The following is a 14,870-nucleotide window of genomic DNA, read 5'->3' as shown; positions in this document are numbered from 1 at the left end:
ACGTCGTCATCCGCTGGTGGGGTGCAGGACTTCGCGTAGGCGGGTTCCGATCCACAGCGGCACGGGTGGGGTGACGGCGTTGCCGTAGCCGTCGATCTGGTCGCGGCCTTTGCCCCACACGGTGAAGGTGCCTTTGTGGTCGCCGAAGTCGGGGTCGAATCCGCAGCCGCGGCCGACCTCGTGCGGGGTCATCATGCGGAAGAAGCACTCATCGAGCGGGATCTCGGCGAGGGCGTCGCGCCAGTGGGAAGCCAGCAGGGCGGTGGTGTCGCGGCTGGTCAGGGTGCCCAGTGGGTCGGTGAGCGGGTGCGCGGCGGTCTCGGTGCCGGTGCTGCCGTTCTGTTTGAACCAGCCCGCGAGCAGGGCGGGGTCGCCGGTCGCGGTAAGCAGGCCGGGGGTCTGCTCGGCGGTGACTGTCGGCATGGCCTGGGCGTGGCTGGTCGGGGTGGTGTGCTTGCGGAAGGGCACCACACCCGAGGACACGATGCTCAGGGTCTCCGAGCCGCCCTGGGTGGGCAGGGCCTCGTCGAGGCCGCGTGGTGCGCCCTGGAAGTTGTTGATGGCCATGGCGACCGGGGGAGTGAGCAGGCCGGTGGTGTTGGTGGCGGGCTGGGTCCACAGCGGCTGACCCAGGGTCCGGGTCCGGCACTGCGATCCGGGGCGCTCAAAGGTGTTTCCGGCGGCGACCATGATCGCGCCGGTACTGAGCAGCGCGGTCTCTTGCTGCGAGGTCTGGGTGGCCATCGGTTGCAGTGGATGACGCTCGACGCCGCGTTGGGCCTTGGCCGGCATCAGCACAGCGGGGAACTCGGCGAACTTCTGACGGCACCGCTCGGCACGGGCCATGGTCGCCGGGGCCAGCGGTTTGGTCCGCTCGCCGATCCGGGTGCCCAGGTGGGTGAGGTCCAGGGCCGTCAACGAGGGTGTGGTGGTGGGGGAGACCTCGCCGAAGCAGCGCGGGCAGCGGTAGTTGTACTGCTTGCCGTAGCGCACCGATCCGCTGGCGGGCACGCCGGTCTTCCACGCCCACATCGCCTCGACGGCCTCATCGCAGAGGCCGCACCACGCCTGGGGGCGATGGTCGAGGTCGGGGGCGGGCAGTGTGCGGTCCCAGAACACGATGTAGAGCCGGTCCCGGCTCTGGGGGACGCCGAAGAACATCGAGTTGAGGTACAGCACCTTGTGCTCGTAGCCGAGCTTGGTGATCTCGCGCAGCCACCACCGATACGTCGACCCGTCGCCGACCTTGCGTCGGCCGGGGACCGCTGGACCCCAGGACTGCAACTCGGTGGTGCATTCGACCAGGATCAGCAGCGGGTGGTGCTGATCGGCGTAGTGCAGCACGCAGTTGGCCGTTGCCCGGTCCCGCTCGGACCGGGTGGCGCGTTCCTCGAACTCGGGGTCGTCGAGGTCGAACAACGTCAGACCCTGCTCGTAGGCACGCTGGGTGTTGGCCTGGGAGTGGTTGGTGCAGGTCACCCCCGCGACCAGCAGATCAGCCGCCGGGAGTTCGCGCACCGAGTGATAGGTGTCGGAGTCGGTGTTGATCAGATCAGCGATCCAGTGCTCGACGTGCGGGTGGTTGGCCTCGTGTACCTCAACCTTGTAGCGGTTGTGGTTGGCCCCGACGATGGTGTCGAAGCCCGCAGCCTCGATGCCCTGGGTGAATCCGCCGAAGCCCGAGAACAAGTCCAGCGCGGTCGGGTTGTCGTGGCGAAACCGTCTGCGACGCAACGCTGGTCGATGTTCCGCCGTCTTCGAGATGATGTGACCCATGGTCTTGACCCTTCCCTCAACGCTCCCCAATTGGTTGCCTATAAGCTACCACTAGCGGTAGCCTATAGGCAACCATTGGTCAGGGTTTCGAGAAGGAGAGAGTCATGGTCGTCACAATCGAAAGCGCCTCTGCCGCAACGGCGATGAGCGCGCACTCACGCGCGATCACGGCCTGTATCGAGCGGTGGCGTCGCGCCGCCGATAGTGCAGCGGGCGGCGATGCTGAACACGAGGCGGCTACTGCGCTGGTCGCGCTCGTGGAGCTGGCGATGCCTGAGCTGGCGCGCACCGAAGTGGTGGAACGGTCGTATCTGGTGCGCAGGGTGCAGCGCTACGTCGGGCCGCTCCCGCAGGGGTGGGACACGATGGACGAGGCCGACCGTGACCAGTTCGTCTGTGATCACTGGCTTGCAGTTGAGGAGTCCCACGAGCTCGTCGACGGAGACGACTTGACCCTGACCATCCTGGGCGGTCGCCAGTGACCGCGAGTCCAGCGACGCCGCCCGCTCCAGGGGACGGGATACCGGCGAGGCCGCCGGTAGGCTCAGCAGCACCAGGCGTGCCCACCGAGCGGGCGGACGACAGGAGAGGACCCCTCATGGCCGTCGACATCGACGAACCCGCATTGCTGCGCGCACTCGGAGAGGCGATCACGGCCCGGCGTGAGGAACTCGGACTCAGTCAGCGCGCCCTGGGCCTGGAAGCCGGTGTCGAGCGGAACATGCTGCGCGGGGTGGAAGACGGGTCGCGCCGCGCGACAATCATCACTCTGGCACGTATCGCCGAAGCGCTGAAAGTGTCGGTCTCCCAGCTACTGCACCAGATCGGGCACTGACTTTCCGCTGAGATCGATGCAGGAGCGTCGCGCCGTCATAACACCAGATCATCCGTGTGAAGCGGTGTGGTGATCGGCGCTATGGGGTGGACAGAGCTTGCGCTTGGTCAGCAATCGCGGCCAAGGTACGTGAATGGGCTTTCCCCCATGCGGTTTTCAGTCGGGATGACTCGCCAGGTGCGAGTGGCCCGGCCGATCAGGCCGGCGATAATCGTTGCGATGCCACGATGTCGTCGAGGTCAACGACGTGACGTTCGGGATCGTCGGTGACTCCAGGGGTTGCGACAGGGTCGTCGGTCGCGCCCACCAGGTCGTCGTCAGCGAGTAGCTGGGCCGCTGTGAGGCCGAGGTGGTCGCCCAACGCACAGTGTTTCGAGCGTGATGTTCTGGCCGCGTTCGCATGGTGCTGCAATGCGGAATCCCTTCCTCAACGCGGCGGCGCGAGCTAAGGGGTCCGGACCGGCTCATAGGTCATCGTGGCCCGTCATCGATCAAGCCCAGCAGCAACGGAGAGACATGAGTATGCTGAGTATTTATGCACTTGGGTTGCCTTGTGCCGCAGTCCAGAGCGTGAACTATTGATTACCGACATACGTGGGAGCCACACCGACTGGCAACACCCATTCAGAAAGTGATCGGAGACGGATGGGCAGGCTACTGGTCACCGGTGCTGCCGGCTTTATCGGGAGCGCGGTCGCCCGCCGTCTTCTTGCCGATGGCCACGATGTCGCAACGATCGACAATCTGAGCTCGGGTCACGGCGACAACATCCCTCCCGGCTGCACGGCAGTTATCGCTGATCTGCGGGAGCGAGCCACTCTGGCCGCGCTCGGCGGCCAACGGTTCGATGCCATCTACCACCTTGCAGGGCAGAGCGGCGGCGTCCCGAGCTTTGAAGATCCAGTCTACGACTTGCAGGCGAACGTGCAGTCGACGCTCCTGTTGCTCGACTATGCAAAGCGCACCGGCTGCCCGACCGTTGTGTATGCGAGTTCGATGGCCGTGTACGGAGACCCAAGCAGACTCCCAGCGGTAGAGGACGACCCGCTAGATCCCAAGACTTTCTACGCCGTTGGGAAGGTCGCGAGTGAGTCGTACCTTCGCCTCTACTCGGAACAAGGTCTCGCGTGCACGGCTCTGCGGCTAAACAACACCTACGGACCGGGCCAAGACCTGTCCAACTTGAACCAGGGTATGGCGAGCATCTTCTTAGGTCAGGCGCTTGGGTCAAGGCACATCGTCGTCAAAGGAAGCCTGAGACGGATCAGAGACCTCGTATTCGTCGGCGACGTCGTGGACGCCTTCGTTGCGGCGGCCGATGCCGCCCGTCCTGGGGACTTTCAGATCTACAACGTTTCAACCTGTGTGGGCACGAGCGTCGACGATTTGCTCACCATGATTACCTCGGCGCTTCCGTTCGATGTTCAGGTCGAAGTCGAGGGAAGCACTCCGGGCGATCAGCAGGGCATTTACTGCTCGTTCGAGCGCATCGCCCGAGACCTCAACTGGGCCCCACGTGTTGAGGTCTCTACTGGCATTCGCCAGATGGTCAGGTGGGCCCTCGGATCATTCGCCGGCGCAGGCGACGGGAGTATCTAAGGTGAAGGTTGCGGCACTGGTGGCAGCCCGGGGCGGGTCAGAACGTGTGATTGGGAAGAACACGAGGGCGTTCGCTGGCAGCACTCTCGTGGACATCAAGCTCGCGCAGTTGCTCCGACTGGGCAGTATTGATGAAGTCGTAGTGAGTTCGGACGACGACAGGATAATGGAGATCGCCTACGGCTACGGGTGCGCCGTTCGGCGTCGACCAGATCATCTAGCTTCGAGCACCGCACCAATGAGCGATGTCTATCGTTACATGGCAGATGAGATAGACGCCGACGTCATTGTGTACGCGAATTGCACGAGTCCCTTGGTGCGCGATGAAACTGTCGAGGCTCTCATCGGGTCGTTTCTCAACCTCGACCCTGATCACGACTCGATCAATACTGCATCTGTCGTTCGCGAGTTTCTGCTGCTAGATGGAGCGCCAATCAACTACGACCCACAAGACCAGCCTAGGTCGCAGGACCTTCCGAACATCGCAGCCTTGAACTTCGCAGTGAATGTGATCCGCCGAGAAACCATGATTGCTCGAAGCAACGTGCTCGGAAACGCGCCGTGCATACACGTCCTGGACCAGGTAGAAGGCATGGACATTGACACTCAGATCGATTTCGACGTGGCTGAGTTCCTCTATGATTCCAGGGGCGGTGAGGACTATCTCCGCCAATCTTGACCAGACCGGCGCTAACGAGGAGGGACTGCATGCACTCATCGTCTGGCCGGCAACATTCGCCGGATACAGGGCGGCGGCGGCGGACGAACTGATCACGGGCGCCCTAGACGTGAGAGCGCGCCTGCCGCTGCCGTCAATGCACTACTTCACCCTCAGGCAACTGGTAGTCAGGGTCTACGCCGGAGAAGCGTTTGTAGGATCGCAGGACGACGGATTCCGATTCTCGAGGGACAAGACAAACTGGGTGTGGCGCGAGTCCGACGTGACTCAGGTGATCGTTGTCGAGTCACCGCTGGAACGCCTTCTCGAACTGAAGGAGGACGTCAGAGCCCTCTGCGGCATTGGTCGACATGCGATCCACACCACCGACACTGATGAAGAGCTTTATTGCGTTTGGGACGCAGCCCGACTCCTGCATCGCACAGGCTTCCAACAGGCCGAGGTGTGGTTACGATGAGGAACCACTCGACTGTACTACAGCCGGTGCGGTCAGTTGCCTGGCGTGGACGCTGTGCCCGCTACCTATGGCAGAACCCAGCGGAGCGAGCGGCGATTGAGTCTAACGAAGACCTCAGCGACCTGCACAAAGGAAAGCGTTGCTTCATTCTTGGGAATGGCCCCTCGCTACGGGACGATGACTTGTCTTCGTTGGTCGGCCAGGTCGTGTTCACGGTGAACAATCTCCTAGCTTCAGAGATTGGGTCACCTGCGCCGTCCTACCATGTCATTTCCGACCGGCGCTTCTTCTCGATGGAATCTGAATCGCCGTCGGATCGCTGGATGATCGATCGGCTGACTGACATCGTTAGTGTCGATGGGACTGGCGACCCGCGTCCACCGACAACCTTTGTGCCCAGTTCCGAGATGGGGCGCCTCGAAGGTTTCGTATTGGGTCGTGGCCATGACATTCGTTACTTCTGCAATCCGTACTATTTCTCGGACTACTACCACCTCGCCACCGACCTCACTCGCGTGATTCCGAGATTCAGTTCGGTGATCCAGCATGCGGTCGTGATTGCCGTGTTTCTGGGGTTCGATGAGATCTATTTACTCGGCTGCGACACGACCAACATTGTTGCCAATGTTCAGACGGCTTTGGATGAGAGCGTCGACTCAAGCTACGCCTACGAGGTCTCTCCAGAGGTCGACAGGTGGCTTCGTGCTCAGTATCTCAAGCGCGATATGGAACGTTACGCCGAGTCATTCCTCGAGGTCCTTGTCGCGTTCCGTTTCATCGCCGACTTCTGCCATCGGCAAGGGGTCAGGTTGGTCAACTGTTCATCAAAGACCGTTGTCGACTCCATTGCCCGCGCCCGCCTGCGAGACGTGCTGTGATCCTTTCAGTCGTGATGCCGGCGTTCAATGCCAGCTCGCACATGGAGGACACACTCCGCAGCGTCGCGCCACTGCTTGGCACAGCCGCTGAGTTGATCTTCGTGGACGACGGATCTACGGACGATTCAGTTGTGCGGTTCAAACATCTCCAGGCAGAGGTACCTCTGGCGAACTCGCGCCTGATCCAGCAGGCTCACGCTGGCGTGAGCGTTGCGCGTAACACCGGACTATCGGTTGCGACGGGAGACTACGTCCTGTTCTTGGACAGCGATGACTGGGTTTCAGAGGAGTTACTGGACGCGATTGATGCTGCGGTGGGCAGTCGTACCCCCGACGTTTGCTGCTGGGGTTGGGACATCGTGACGGCGACGGGCGAGGTTCAACGGCACTACTTCGACGTACACCCTGTCGCTCCCTCGGAGATGACCGGCGTCGAGGCGCTGCGTCGCCGAACGGTAGACAGGTCGCTGCGACTATGGACGTCGAGTGCCGCGTACCGCCGGAGTTTCGTTGAGGAAGCTGCCCTCCGGTTCTCACCAGGCTGTGCTGTCGGTGAAGACCTCGAATTCGGCTACCGCGCGCTTCTCCACGCGCGCAGCGTCTCCTTTATTCCGCGGGTACTTGCGGTCTATCGCAAGCGGTCCACCTCCATGACGAGTTCGCCGTCGGTGGAGCGCTTCGGCAGTGTTTTGGCACTGCGAAGAGTCTTGCGGGAGTTGGAGGCAGACGGCCGTCCAGAACTTGAAGGAATCACCGAACACTTTCGGCGCAATAAGGAACTCGTCAACTACTTCTACACGCTCAAAGCTTGTCTGCACGCCAGGAAGGCACGAAGTCCAACGGTGTTCCTCCGCGAGATCGACGGGAGATTCCCGAGTCTGAACGCTGAGGTACGCAGCGCAGTGCGCGGGAGTCCCGGTGCAACCCTCTTCGAGTGGCGTCTCTTCGCGACCTCTCCCATGTGTTGGTGGACGTGGATTCGGATCCATCGCCGGATCGACCGTCTGCTTCCGCCGAGACTTAGGTCAAGCGGACCTACTGCAGAGAAGCGCCGCGCCTCGCTACTCGCAGGCTGATGACCCTGGGTTGAGCCTTGCGGTGATCAGTCGGAGTCTTCGAGTCTCTATTGGGGTCAGAGGGCCGAGTACCTGCGACTTGAACTCAAGCCACGCGAGCTCGAATCGCACGCCGGCCTCGATCGCCCGCGGGAGGTTCGAAACGTCCTCCATCGAGAGCACAACCTTCCGAGTCTCGACGCTGTCGATGAGGCCTGTGAGGGCAGTAATGAATCGGACTGAGTTCGACGTGACAGTTCCACCAAGCGTTGTTGCCAGGCCGGCCTCCTGCGCTAGGCCGAACGCGCGCCGCGCAATTGCCTCGACAGTAGCGCCGTCGACCTCCACGGGGCCCAGGTTGAGTGAATCGGTAAGGTCTGTGCGACCCAGCACCATTCGGTCAATCCGCTTCATCGCAGGCGCCTGCAGGATCTGCGGCAGTGCCGACATTCCGGCGACAGACTCGATGTTGATGGCGAGGTGCGGCAGTTGAAGACCGGAAGCGTTCACCTCGTCGGTGACCGCCCGCTCGAACTTGGTTGCGGCAAACGGGGACTCGATCATTGGCGCGACGATGCTCCGTGCCCGTAGATGCAGAGATTCCCTGATGTCGCGCACGGCCTCGCATCCACCGACTTTGACGGCCAGCCAGAGATCAGCGTCATTTGCGATGGCGGCGAGCGCCTCTGCATCGACGCTTGAGGCGCCTTCTGCCTCAAACTCGACCTTGAGGTGCGATGCACCTTGTTCCCGGACTGCATCTAGCGCGACATGTAGCTGATGTTCGAACAAGCCCGTCGATCTCCCTCGTTTCGATCCCACAGTGTATCGGCGGCCCAGCGCTCGATGTCTGAGGATCGCGCCTCGCGAGTCGGCACAACAGATGCAATGGGGGCGACGTGGATCGACGAAGAGCTGGCGTCGTCGCATCGGCCGCCCGGACTGCCGACTAGCCGTAGACGAGGGAGCCAAAAAGTGCCGCCTGAACGATGGCGTCTGCATCTCTCGCGTCGATGGTGTCGGCATCGTGGGTGCGGACAGCGGCGGCGATCCTACGACGCTGCACATCCGGGATCATCGCTGCGCCACTGACGATGGAGTTCACGCCCCGGGCGATCGTGTCCAGAGTGATCACGTGTGGATTGCCGGAGATTTCCTCGACAGTCGCTCGCGGATCACTGCTCCAGCGATAGTCGGTACAGGTTGACCAGTAGCCGATGCCGCCTTCAAGTGCGCAGGTGTAAACGTCGGCCAAGAACTCGGTGCGCACCGTGATCCGCGTTGCCATGATAGACCTCCTTGAACTTCCAGTTTGGGCTACATTACGTCACTGGTGACGAAATATACAGCAGCGCAACAGGTTTCGCCGATAATTTACCTTATGACGTTCTTTCGGGTTGAGCCATCGTGCTCGTCAGAAACCGCACGTAGGGCACGCCGTAAGCTGACTTGCCAGTTGGCGTCGTGAAGGTAGCGAGTGGGATCTTTCGACGGGCCCGCGCAACCGAACCCGTCCATTCGTGGTGCCGCCAATCCCGGGATCGTCCCGGGCGACCTCTTGGCCGGCGTGCGCGTCGTCTTCGGCCCGCATGCCGTCGGCCGATTTCAGCATCATCCCGACTCAGCGCTGTTGCTCGACAGCTGAGGTACGTGAGTCCGCGGCTCAGCCCTTTTCAAGGCCCGGCGGGTGTGGCGCTTCGCTCCCGAGCCATTGTCCGGTGGATATCCAATGTTCGTAGAAGTAGAGCCACTCACTGGCCCAGGGAACGATGGTGGTCGCGATGAAGTGCTTAGATCCGTCAAACTCGTTGCCGTAATACAGGCAGAGCTCATTGCCCGGGTATACGTGGGGTAGCGGTTCGTGGGGTCGTGTCTCGAGAGTCGGGGTCAACACGGTCACGTTGGGCCGCCGCCGGTGCACGTAGCGAATGCCCACCTTGTAGTGGACGCTCATCGGTGTTGGTTGCAGAGTGACAGACCAGATCAGTATGCCCGCCTTGACCAACGGCCTTCGCTCTTCGGGGAATCGTTGTTGGAGGCCGATGGCTTGCTGGATGACGGTTAGCTGCTTACCGCGTGGTCTGGCCACCGTAGAACCTGTGAGCAGCGACTGTGGTGGCGGTCGTAGAGGTCGTGAGGCGCCCGCCAGGTGTGAGGTGAACTCGTCCGCCCACCCGGGCGCGGTTGGTGGTTGCGCCGATCTGTTGCAGGGCTTTCTCGACCGGATCACTGCCGAAGGCATTCGCGACTCGCCGATGCAGTGCGGTTGTGCCGGAAGTTTCCAGGACGAAACTGGTGAGATCGTGCTCGACCGCTGCGCGCCACTGCTCGAACTTCAGTCGGCGGATCTCGTAGTCGTTCCACTTGTCCGCGAAGTTCTCGCCCTTGCACGCCGGATTTTCTACCCAGTAATTTCCACCGCGGTTTTCGATGTGATCGTGCATGCGCTGCACGGCGCTGACGGTCGCGTCGATGAGATCGGTCTCACCCTGGTACGCCAGGCCGGCGAGTGTCGTGATGAGGCTCGACGGCGGCCGGTCGTCGAGGTCGTTGGCGAAGAAGATGTCTCGGTGTCGCTTGAGGATCTGGACCACGCGATGAAGCGGCGTGCGAACTCGGTGCTTGGGCACGGCGTCGACTGAGCCGTAAGACTTGGCGAGCGCTGCCCGCTCCGAGTCGAACTGTGTGGCGCACTGGCTGCGGAACCATTCGACGTAGGCCAGTGGGTCGGACTTCTGCCAGTTCCGCAGGTTGAGGTCGGTGAGTTCAATTGCGGTCGCCGATGATGACTCGGCGTCGGGAATGGCCGGCAGCACGTCCATGTGAAAGTGCTCGTAGTGCAGACACCAGGAACGCCGGCCCTCGGACACGTGGTCGGGGCTTTCGCAGGCGGTGCTGTTGTGATTGCGGTCGTAGTCCGCGAGCAGTCGTCCAACTCGTTTCTTGAGCTCTTCCTGGGTGATGGACGTTTTCGCGATGTCAAGGAGGGACACCAGGTCGAGGTCGTATTCGCCGGCGCGATGATAAGGGCGTACGACTGTGCCGAGCATGAAGCTGCCTTGGACGTACACCTGCGCGCCAGCCTCTGAGAGGTGGTAACCAAGATCTTGGTAGCAAGATTCGGCGGCCCGGAAAGCCGCCTCGTTGATGTCGAGCTGGGCGATGGTGGCTCCGAGGAGCTGGGAGATCTGTTCTTCTTTGGTGTCGGCGAGAATTGTCATGCTTGGTTGCTTCCGGTGGTGGTGATAGTGGACGTGAGGGGGTCGTCAGCTTGTTACCAGCGCGAGGACGTAGGTGTTGTCTATGCGGTCGAACACGCGGAGCTGAGCGTGAGCTGCGGCCATGTGCGCGCGACCGATCTCGACCGCGGCGGCAGCGGGCACTGCGAGTACGAGACTGATCGGTTGATTGCGGTGGTCGGCCTCGATTTTCGCGAGGACCTCGCGCCAGGTGTCGATGAGCGCCTGTAGATCCTCGGGGCTTTGCAGGATCGTGGGACTCAACGGAACACCCTCTGCGCGAATGTTGTAGCGCGGTGCTCCGCGCAGGGCGTCGGGAAGCGCTTCGAGGTCGACCGGCCCGCTGACGCTGACCGTCACAACCGGATCTCCGGAACCCGCCACGGCGGTCACACGGAACTGCAAGTTGTCGCTACGGGAGTGGGAGTACCAGCCCCAGCCCTCGCTGGTGCCGCGTCGACGGTTGTGGACGGTCACGTTGGTGACGTCGTCGAGCAACACGCCGAGCTGCACAAGAATCGGAATCCGCGCGAGCGCGAAAACCGAGATGTGGTCGATCTGCTTGGTCTTGAGGTGGTTGCTCAGGGGCCGAAGACGTCGCTCGAGGGCGAGGGAAGTTGCCTTCCAGTAGGTGGGGTCGCTGTCGTCTTCCCCTTCGTAGGATCGAAGATCAACCTCGCAGTTTCGGCTGTCGTCATGCAGACTGAAGTCGGGGAATCGCTGTTCCTCCAGCAGAGCCCGGATCACGGCCTGCTTACTGAAATCGACTGCGCGCCCGCGTACATCGCCCGCCACGCGGATGACGGTGCTCTTGGGTTTGCGCAGCAGCCCGGTCAGCTCGCGGATGTCCCGCTCGTGCTGCTCTTTGAACGCACGTAGCTCATCCTCGCTGTAGGTGTGCCAGTGCTCGAATGTGTCGATGACCTTGTGCTCACCTGGACAGAGCAACATCAGGTTCTGCGGCAGGGCTCGCTGCGGCAGCGGCATCGCGCTCTCGCCCCGCGGCGATCCCTTCTCGGTGGTGGCGCCGACGATATGAGCCAGCTGTCCCGTGAAAACCGCCTGACCGGTAGTTTCATCCTCGGCCAAGAACTCCTTACAGAACGTGCACCGCCCACCAGCGGCGACCCACACCCTCCTGGCGTCGAGGTCATTGACGTTCACACGCTTACCCCGGCGGTCAAAAGCACCAATCAGTTCGGGTCGATCCACAGGGTCGGTCGAGCCTGGCTTGTGCGTCGCGCTCGTGGGCATCGAAAGGGTCCTAGAAGGCGTATGCGCGTACTGGGTGGGTTTGTGCGCCACGGGGTGGGCCGGACCTGGGGCCGACGGCCATGTGTCTTACACAGCTGTCATTATCATACCTGCGACCCCCGACAGGCCACGGGGCTCGACACCGAGGAGAACGACACGAACCGTCTTCTTCGTAGGTCTCGGCCGCCGACTAGGCACGGAGGACTTACTCGATGTAGCCCGTATCCGGGTCAACGTCTTCTAAGAACTCCCTGATCGAATGCAGATGCTCTTCGGTCGTTTTCGGTGTCGGTGAAGCACGTTCGGCGGCATCAGCGGCGGCGACTGCTTCTCTGTCATCGCCGGCGACGAACCGCCGGCTTACGCTGAACCCGTAGCCAGGGTTCGGCCCGGTGGTCCAGTCGTAGGCGTATCCACCGTCTGGTCTTGGTCGCACCACGAAAGTCTCGCCGGCGACGACGAGCGTCTCAGGCTTTCGTCCCCACGGATCGTCCGCGTCGTCAGTAACCACACCCCTACTGTCGCACCCCAGCACAACAGGATTGTCCTGCTCGTGCGGAAAACGACGTTCACCTCGGCGGGCCAAGGCACCGCGGCCCCGACTTGGTCCACCTCACATGGAGTATGCCGGGTTCAGAACGCAGTTTCGATGTCTTGTAGAACCCCGACGATCTGGTAGGTGCCCTCCGTGAACGTCTCGATCGAAGGGTTGGACGGTGTCACCGAGGACGCGGCGGTGTCGGTCTCGCGATGAGCGGGGCCACTAGACTCAAGGCGTGACCGGAGCCGACGACTCGACACGTGACCGCGACCGCGACGGTCTCCCGGATCCCGGTCCGACCGACGACGATGCGACATCCGCCGCGGACGACCCGGACGAAACCTCCGCAGCGAACGATAGGACCGGTGGGTCGACCCGTCGTCGGGGCGACCGGCTTCCCGTCCGACGCGACGATCCCGACCGTCCCGGACCCGGGCGCCGGATGGCCGACCTGCTGGCCCGCACCGACTCCAGCGCCGGGGTCGTAAAGGCGGCTCGCGCCGCACGAGATCTGATCCCGCACAACGAGAACCCGATCACCGGACCGCGTGCATCCGACCGCGTGGCACGCCTCATCGGCGAATCCCGGCCCGAGAAACCCAGTGCCATACGAGAGCTCGGCCTCGCATCGATCCAGGTGTGGCAGGCGTTGGTGACCACACGACGTCGTCGATCCGATCGCACCCCAGTCCCCGCCACCATCTTGTTCACCGATCTCGTCGGATTCTCGACGTGGGCCCTGCATGCCGGAGACGACCAGGTCCTCCAACTCCTGCGCGACGTCAACGACGTCACCGAGAACATCGTGCGCAGCCGCGGCGGACGCATCGTCAAACATCTCGGCGACGGGACGATGGCCGTGTTCATCGACGGTGTCGAGGCGATCGAGGCCGGTCACGAGGTGATCGTCGCCGTGAGTGCCCTGACGGTCGGGGACTACCGGCCACAGCTGCGAGCCGGTCTCCACACCGGCGAACCGCGGGCGGTCGGTGACGATTTCCTCGGTGTCGATGTGAACGTCGCCGCTCGGGTCGCGGCAGCCGCGGGAGCCGGTGAGCTGTTGGCCAGCGGAGCGACCGTCGAGGCCGCCGGCGCCGATCGGTACGCCACTCGTCGCCGGCGATTCCGCGCCAAGGGGGTACCGCGCGACATCGAGGTATTCGCCGTCGTGCCCCGCTACTCCGACTGATCGATCCCCGACCGCATGAAGGTCCGACAATCGAATCCTTGGATCGCGACCAACAAACCTTACGTCAGACAGCGCCGAGAACCGTTCTCCCCCAGCCTCATTGAGGTGCCGATAACTTATATTATGACATTTTCGCAGGTAGGGGCCGTGTGATAACCCGCCTCTGGCGGTTGTATGTTGTCGGATGACGACGCGGTTGAGACTTTGACACCCTAGATGAGACTCGGTGGCAACTACGTGAGACTCCGAATTAGCTGGGCTGCGCGAAATCCGGGCAGAACTCTTACTTCGACTGTCACTGGGATCTTTTGACGACGCACCAATCGCGAAGTCTCACGTTCGATAACAGCATCCGCTACGCGCCGACGCCCTCCGCTTATCGGCTGGGCTGCCATACGAGTTGGGCAGTCAGGAATTCTCGGATTGAGGACTCCGTCGGCCGGGTCGGCCACTCGGCCGGCCCTCTGCTCTTGTGAACTCCGTTCGTGAAGCTCCAGCGTCCGTCCTTGTATATGACAAGGAAGACGTGCTGCCCGCCACTCTCAAGGGCGCGTGTCCGCCACCCACGCTTGAAGTAGCCATTGGTCGTGTATGCAAGTCCAAGTTTTCGGGCTGCCGCCGCAAACTCGGGCGCGAGCAGGTTCAACAGCCGCACTAGCTCTTCCACATTGCTGCGGCTGCTGAGAGACATCGCGGCGGCCGTCTCTGCGGCCTTCCTACGAATCGCTGAGGCGTCGTCGGCCATGTTCATGCGGAGATAGTACTGGCGGCTCACACTGCGTACACCGTTCTGAGATCATCCACTACCGCGCTGACGTTGTCGCCAGCTAGAAGACTGTCCATTCCGCAGTCCGCGACGTCGCTCCTTTCGCGACCGGACGCCCGCACTAGATAGGCGCCCACGCGATCGCAGTCTCATCTGGTTGTCACTAGTCCCATTCGACCTGTCATCCGACATATGTCGGGTGACTGTCGGGTGACAACGTAGTCCGGTGGACGACATCGAGCCTCACCGCATTGCGTCGTTGACAGTTTCAGCGTCACACGTGCTCTATTTCTTGACAGTGATCGTTACTGTGGAGATCTGGCTGATCGCTCGATCACCCGCTAGTGGCCCCTCGGGTTGAGCGACACCTTTGGCCACCCACGCGCCGATGTGAAAGCCGTCAATCGTCGCTTCGCGGGGCGGCGAGCTCGTGCCGTGTGCGGCGACGTACCGGTGCAGATGAGCGATACCCTCATCGAATCGACTGGTCACGGTCCGAGCTACTCCTGCCTGAACATCACAGCTAGAGCGAGTCGACTATCTCGTTGACCTTCTGGCCGTCGCTGGAGGAAAGTCCCTCGTTGATCTGTACGAAGATGAGG

At 62.3% G+C, this 14,870-nt stretch carries 17 protein-coding genes; 9 read left to right on the top strand and 8 right to left on the bottom strand.

All coding sequences use genetic code 11. From position 1 onward, the window contains the following. Positions 1 to 6: 6 nt before the first annotated feature. Complete coding sequence (locus ACFW3F_RS17615; RefSeq protein WP_388059592.1) at positions 7 to 1,776, bottom strand: DNA cytosine methyltransferase; 1,770 nt, start codon at positions 1,774 to 1,776, stop codon at positions 7 to 9. A gap of 104 nt (positions 1,777 to 1,880) precedes the next feature. Here ACFW3F_RS17615 and ACFW3F_RS17610 point away from each other — a divergent pair, with 104 nt between their 5' ends. The 7 genes from ACFW3F_RS17610 (at position 1,881) to ACFW3F_RS17580 (ending at position 7,300) form a co-directional block, all read left to right on the top strand. After that, entirely contained in the window at positions 1,881 to 2,258 is a 378-nt protein-coding gene (locus tag ACFW3F_RS17610) for a hypothetical protein (RefSeq protein WP_388059590.1), read from the top strand. A gap of 116 nt (positions 2,259 to 2,374) precedes the next feature. Then, a complete protein-coding gene (locus ACFW3F_RS17605; RefSeq protein ID WP_388059588.1) occupies positions 2,375 to 2,611 on the top strand; it encodes a helix-turn-helix domain-containing protein in 237 nt (78 codons plus the stop codon). Between the two features lie 645 nt (positions 2,612 to 3,256). Continuing rightward, entirely contained in the window at positions 3,257 to 4,210 is a 954-nt protein-coding gene (locus ACFW3F_RS17600) for an NAD-dependent epimerase/dehydratase family protein (protein ID WP_388059586.1), read from the top strand. A 1-nt stretch (position 4,211) separates the two neighbouring features. Continuing rightward, positions 4,212 to 4,889 (top strand): cytidylyltransferase domain-containing protein, encoded by a 678-nt coding sequence (locus ACFW3F_RS17595; protein ID WP_388059584.1) that lies wholly within the window; start codon positions 4,212 to 4,214, stop codon positions 4,887 to 4,889. Next, on the top strand, positions 4,864 to 5,346 hold the full coding sequence (locus tag ACFW3F_RS17590) for a hypothetical protein (protein WP_388059582.1): 483 nt from the start codon (positions 4,864 to 4,866) through the stop codon (positions 5,344 to 5,346). The genes ACFW3F_RS17595 and ACFW3F_RS17590 overlap by 26 nt, the downstream gene beginning before the upstream one ends. A gap of 182 nt (positions 5,347 to 5,528) precedes the next feature. Beyond that, positions 5,529 to 6,224, top strand: coding sequence for a hypothetical protein (locus ACFW3F_RS17585; RefSeq protein WP_388059580.1), 696 nt, complete (start codon positions 5,529 to 5,531; stop codon positions 6,222 to 6,224). 14 nt (positions 6,225 to 6,238) lie between these two features. Continuing rightward, entirely contained in the window at positions 6,239 to 7,300 is a 1,062-nt protein-coding gene (locus tag ACFW3F_RS17580) for a glycosyltransferase family 2 protein (RefSeq protein ID WP_388059625.1), read from the top strand. On the opposite strand, the gene ACFW3F_RS17575 is transcribed toward ACFW3F_RS17580, so the two are convergent. Both ACFW3F_RS17575 and ACFW3F_RS17570 read right to left on the bottom strand, forming a co-directional pair. After that, positions 7,286 to 8,071: an aldolase/citrate lyase family protein gene (locus tag ACFW3F_RS17575; protein WP_388059578.1), complete on the bottom strand. Its 786-nt coding sequence runs from the start codon at positions 8,069 to 8,071 to the stop codon at positions 7,286 to 7,288. The two genes, ACFW3F_RS17580 and ACFW3F_RS17575, sit on opposite strands and share 15 nt — an antisense overlap. 157 nt (positions 8,072 to 8,228) lie before the next feature. Continuing rightward, positions 8,229 to 8,567 (bottom strand): hypothetical protein, encoded by a 339-nt coding sequence (locus ACFW3F_RS17570; RefSeq protein WP_388059576.1) that lies wholly within the window; start codon positions 8,565 to 8,567, stop codon positions 8,229 to 8,231. A 189-nt stretch (positions 8,568 to 8,756) separates the two neighbouring features. Here ACFW3F_RS17570 and ACFW3F_RS17565 point away from each other — a divergent pair, with 189 nt between their 5' ends. Beyond that, positions 8,757 to 8,924: a hypothetical protein gene (locus tag ACFW3F_RS17565; RefSeq protein ID WP_388059574.1), complete on the top strand. Its 168-nt coding sequence runs from the start codon at positions 8,757 to 8,759 to the stop codon at positions 8,922 to 8,924. 18 nt (positions 8,925 to 8,942) lie between these two features. Here ACFW3F_RS17565 and ACFW3F_RS17560 read toward each other — a convergent pair whose 3' ends face one another. The 4 genes from ACFW3F_RS17560 to ACFW3F_RS17545 all read right to left on the bottom strand — a co-directional run bounded on the left by ACFW3F_RS17560 (position 8,943) and on the right by ACFW3F_RS17545 (position 12,283). Next, complete coding sequence (locus ACFW3F_RS17560; RefSeq protein WP_388059572.1) at positions 8,943 to 9,368, bottom strand: hypothetical protein; 426 nt, start codon at positions 9,366 to 9,368, stop codon at positions 8,943 to 8,945. Continuing rightward, positions 9,349 to 10,500: a cyclic GMP-AMP synthase DncV-like nucleotidyltransferase gene (locus ACFW3F_RS17555; protein ID WP_388059570.1), complete on the bottom strand. Its 1,152-nt coding sequence runs from the start codon at positions 10,498 to 10,500 to the stop codon at positions 9,349 to 9,351. Before ACFW3F_RS17555 ends, ACFW3F_RS17560 begins: the two co-directional genes overlap by 20 nt. 45 nt (positions 10,501 to 10,545) lie before the next feature. Further along, on the bottom strand, positions 10,546 to 11,772 hold the full coding sequence (locus tag ACFW3F_RS17550) for an SAVED domain-containing protein (RefSeq protein WP_388059568.1): 1,227 nt from the start codon (positions 11,770 to 11,772) through the stop codon (positions 10,546 to 10,548). Between the two features lie 205 nt (positions 11,773 to 11,977). Beyond that, the gene (locus tag ACFW3F_RS17545) at positions 11,978 to 12,283 is read right to left on the bottom strand and encodes a hypothetical protein (protein ID WP_388059566.1); all 306 of its coding nucleotides are present in this window, start codon (positions 12,281 to 12,283) and stop codon (positions 11,978 to 11,980) included. A gap of 265 nt (positions 12,284 to 12,548) precedes the next feature. Here ACFW3F_RS17545 and ACFW3F_RS17540 point away from each other — a divergent pair, with 265 nt between their 5' ends. After that, the gene (locus tag ACFW3F_RS17540; RefSeq protein WP_388059565.1) at positions 12,549 to 13,502 is read left to right on the top strand and encodes an adenylate/guanylate cyclase domain-containing protein; all 954 of its coding nucleotides are present in this window, start codon (positions 12,549 to 12,551) and stop codon (positions 13,500 to 13,502) included. Positions 13,503 to 13,878: 376 nt separating this feature from the next. Here ACFW3F_RS17540 and ACFW3F_RS17535 read toward each other — a convergent pair whose 3' ends face one another. Then, positions 13,879 to 14,253, bottom strand: coding sequence for a hypothetical protein (locus ACFW3F_RS17535; protein ID WP_388059563.1), 375 nt, complete (start codon positions 14,251 to 14,253; stop codon positions 13,879 to 13,881). Positions 14,254 to 14,870 lie beyond the last annotated feature (617 nt).

Origin of the sequence: Gordonia sp. NPDC058843, from assembly GCF_042743165.1 — a bacterium.
Lineage (GTDB): Bacteria > Actinomycetota > Actinomycetes > Mycobacteriales > Mycobacteriaceae > Gordonia.
Note: the sequence above shows the minus strand (reverse complement) of the source record. Positions and strands in the feature narration are given on the sequence as shown.

Excerpts from the sequence above, each read along its gene's own strand:
- ACFW3F_RS17550 (WP_388059568.1), bottom strand. The coding sequence starts at position 11,772 with ATGCCCACGAGCGCGACGCACAAGCCAGGCTCGACCGACCCTGTGGAT.
- ACFW3F_RS17555 (WP_388059570.1), bottom strand. The coding sequence starts at position 10,500 with ATGACAATTCTCGCCGACACCAAAGAAGAACAGATCTCCCAGCTCCTC.
- ACFW3F_RS17580 (WP_388059625.1), top strand. The coding sequence starts at position 6,239 with ATGCCGGCGTTCAATGCCAGCTCGCACATGGAGGACACACTCCGCAGC.
- ACFW3F_RS17605 (WP_388059588.1), top strand. The coding sequence starts at position 2,375 with ATGGCCGTCGACATCGACGAACCCGCATTGCTGCGCGCACTCGGAGAG.
- ACFW3F_RS17610 (WP_388059590.1), top strand. The coding sequence starts at position 1,881 with ATGGTCGTCACAATCGAAAGCGCCTCTGCCGCAACGGCGATGAGCGCG.
- ACFW3F_RS17570 (WP_388059576.1), bottom strand. The coding sequence starts at position 8,567 with ATGGCAACGCGGATCACGGTGCGCACCGAGTTCTTGGCCGACGTTTAC.
- ACFW3F_RS17600 (WP_388059586.1), top strand. The coding sequence starts at position 3,257 with ATGGGCAGGCTACTGGTCACCGGTGCTGCCGGCTTTATCGGGAGCGCG.
- ACFW3F_RS17615 (WP_388059592.1), bottom strand. The coding sequence starts at position 1,776 with ATGGGTCACATCATCTCGAAGACGGCGGAACATCGACCAGCGTTGCGT.
- ACFW3F_RS17535 (WP_388059563.1), bottom strand. The coding sequence starts at position 14,253 with ATGAACATGGCCGACGACGCCTCAGCGATTCGTAGGAAGGCCGCAGAG.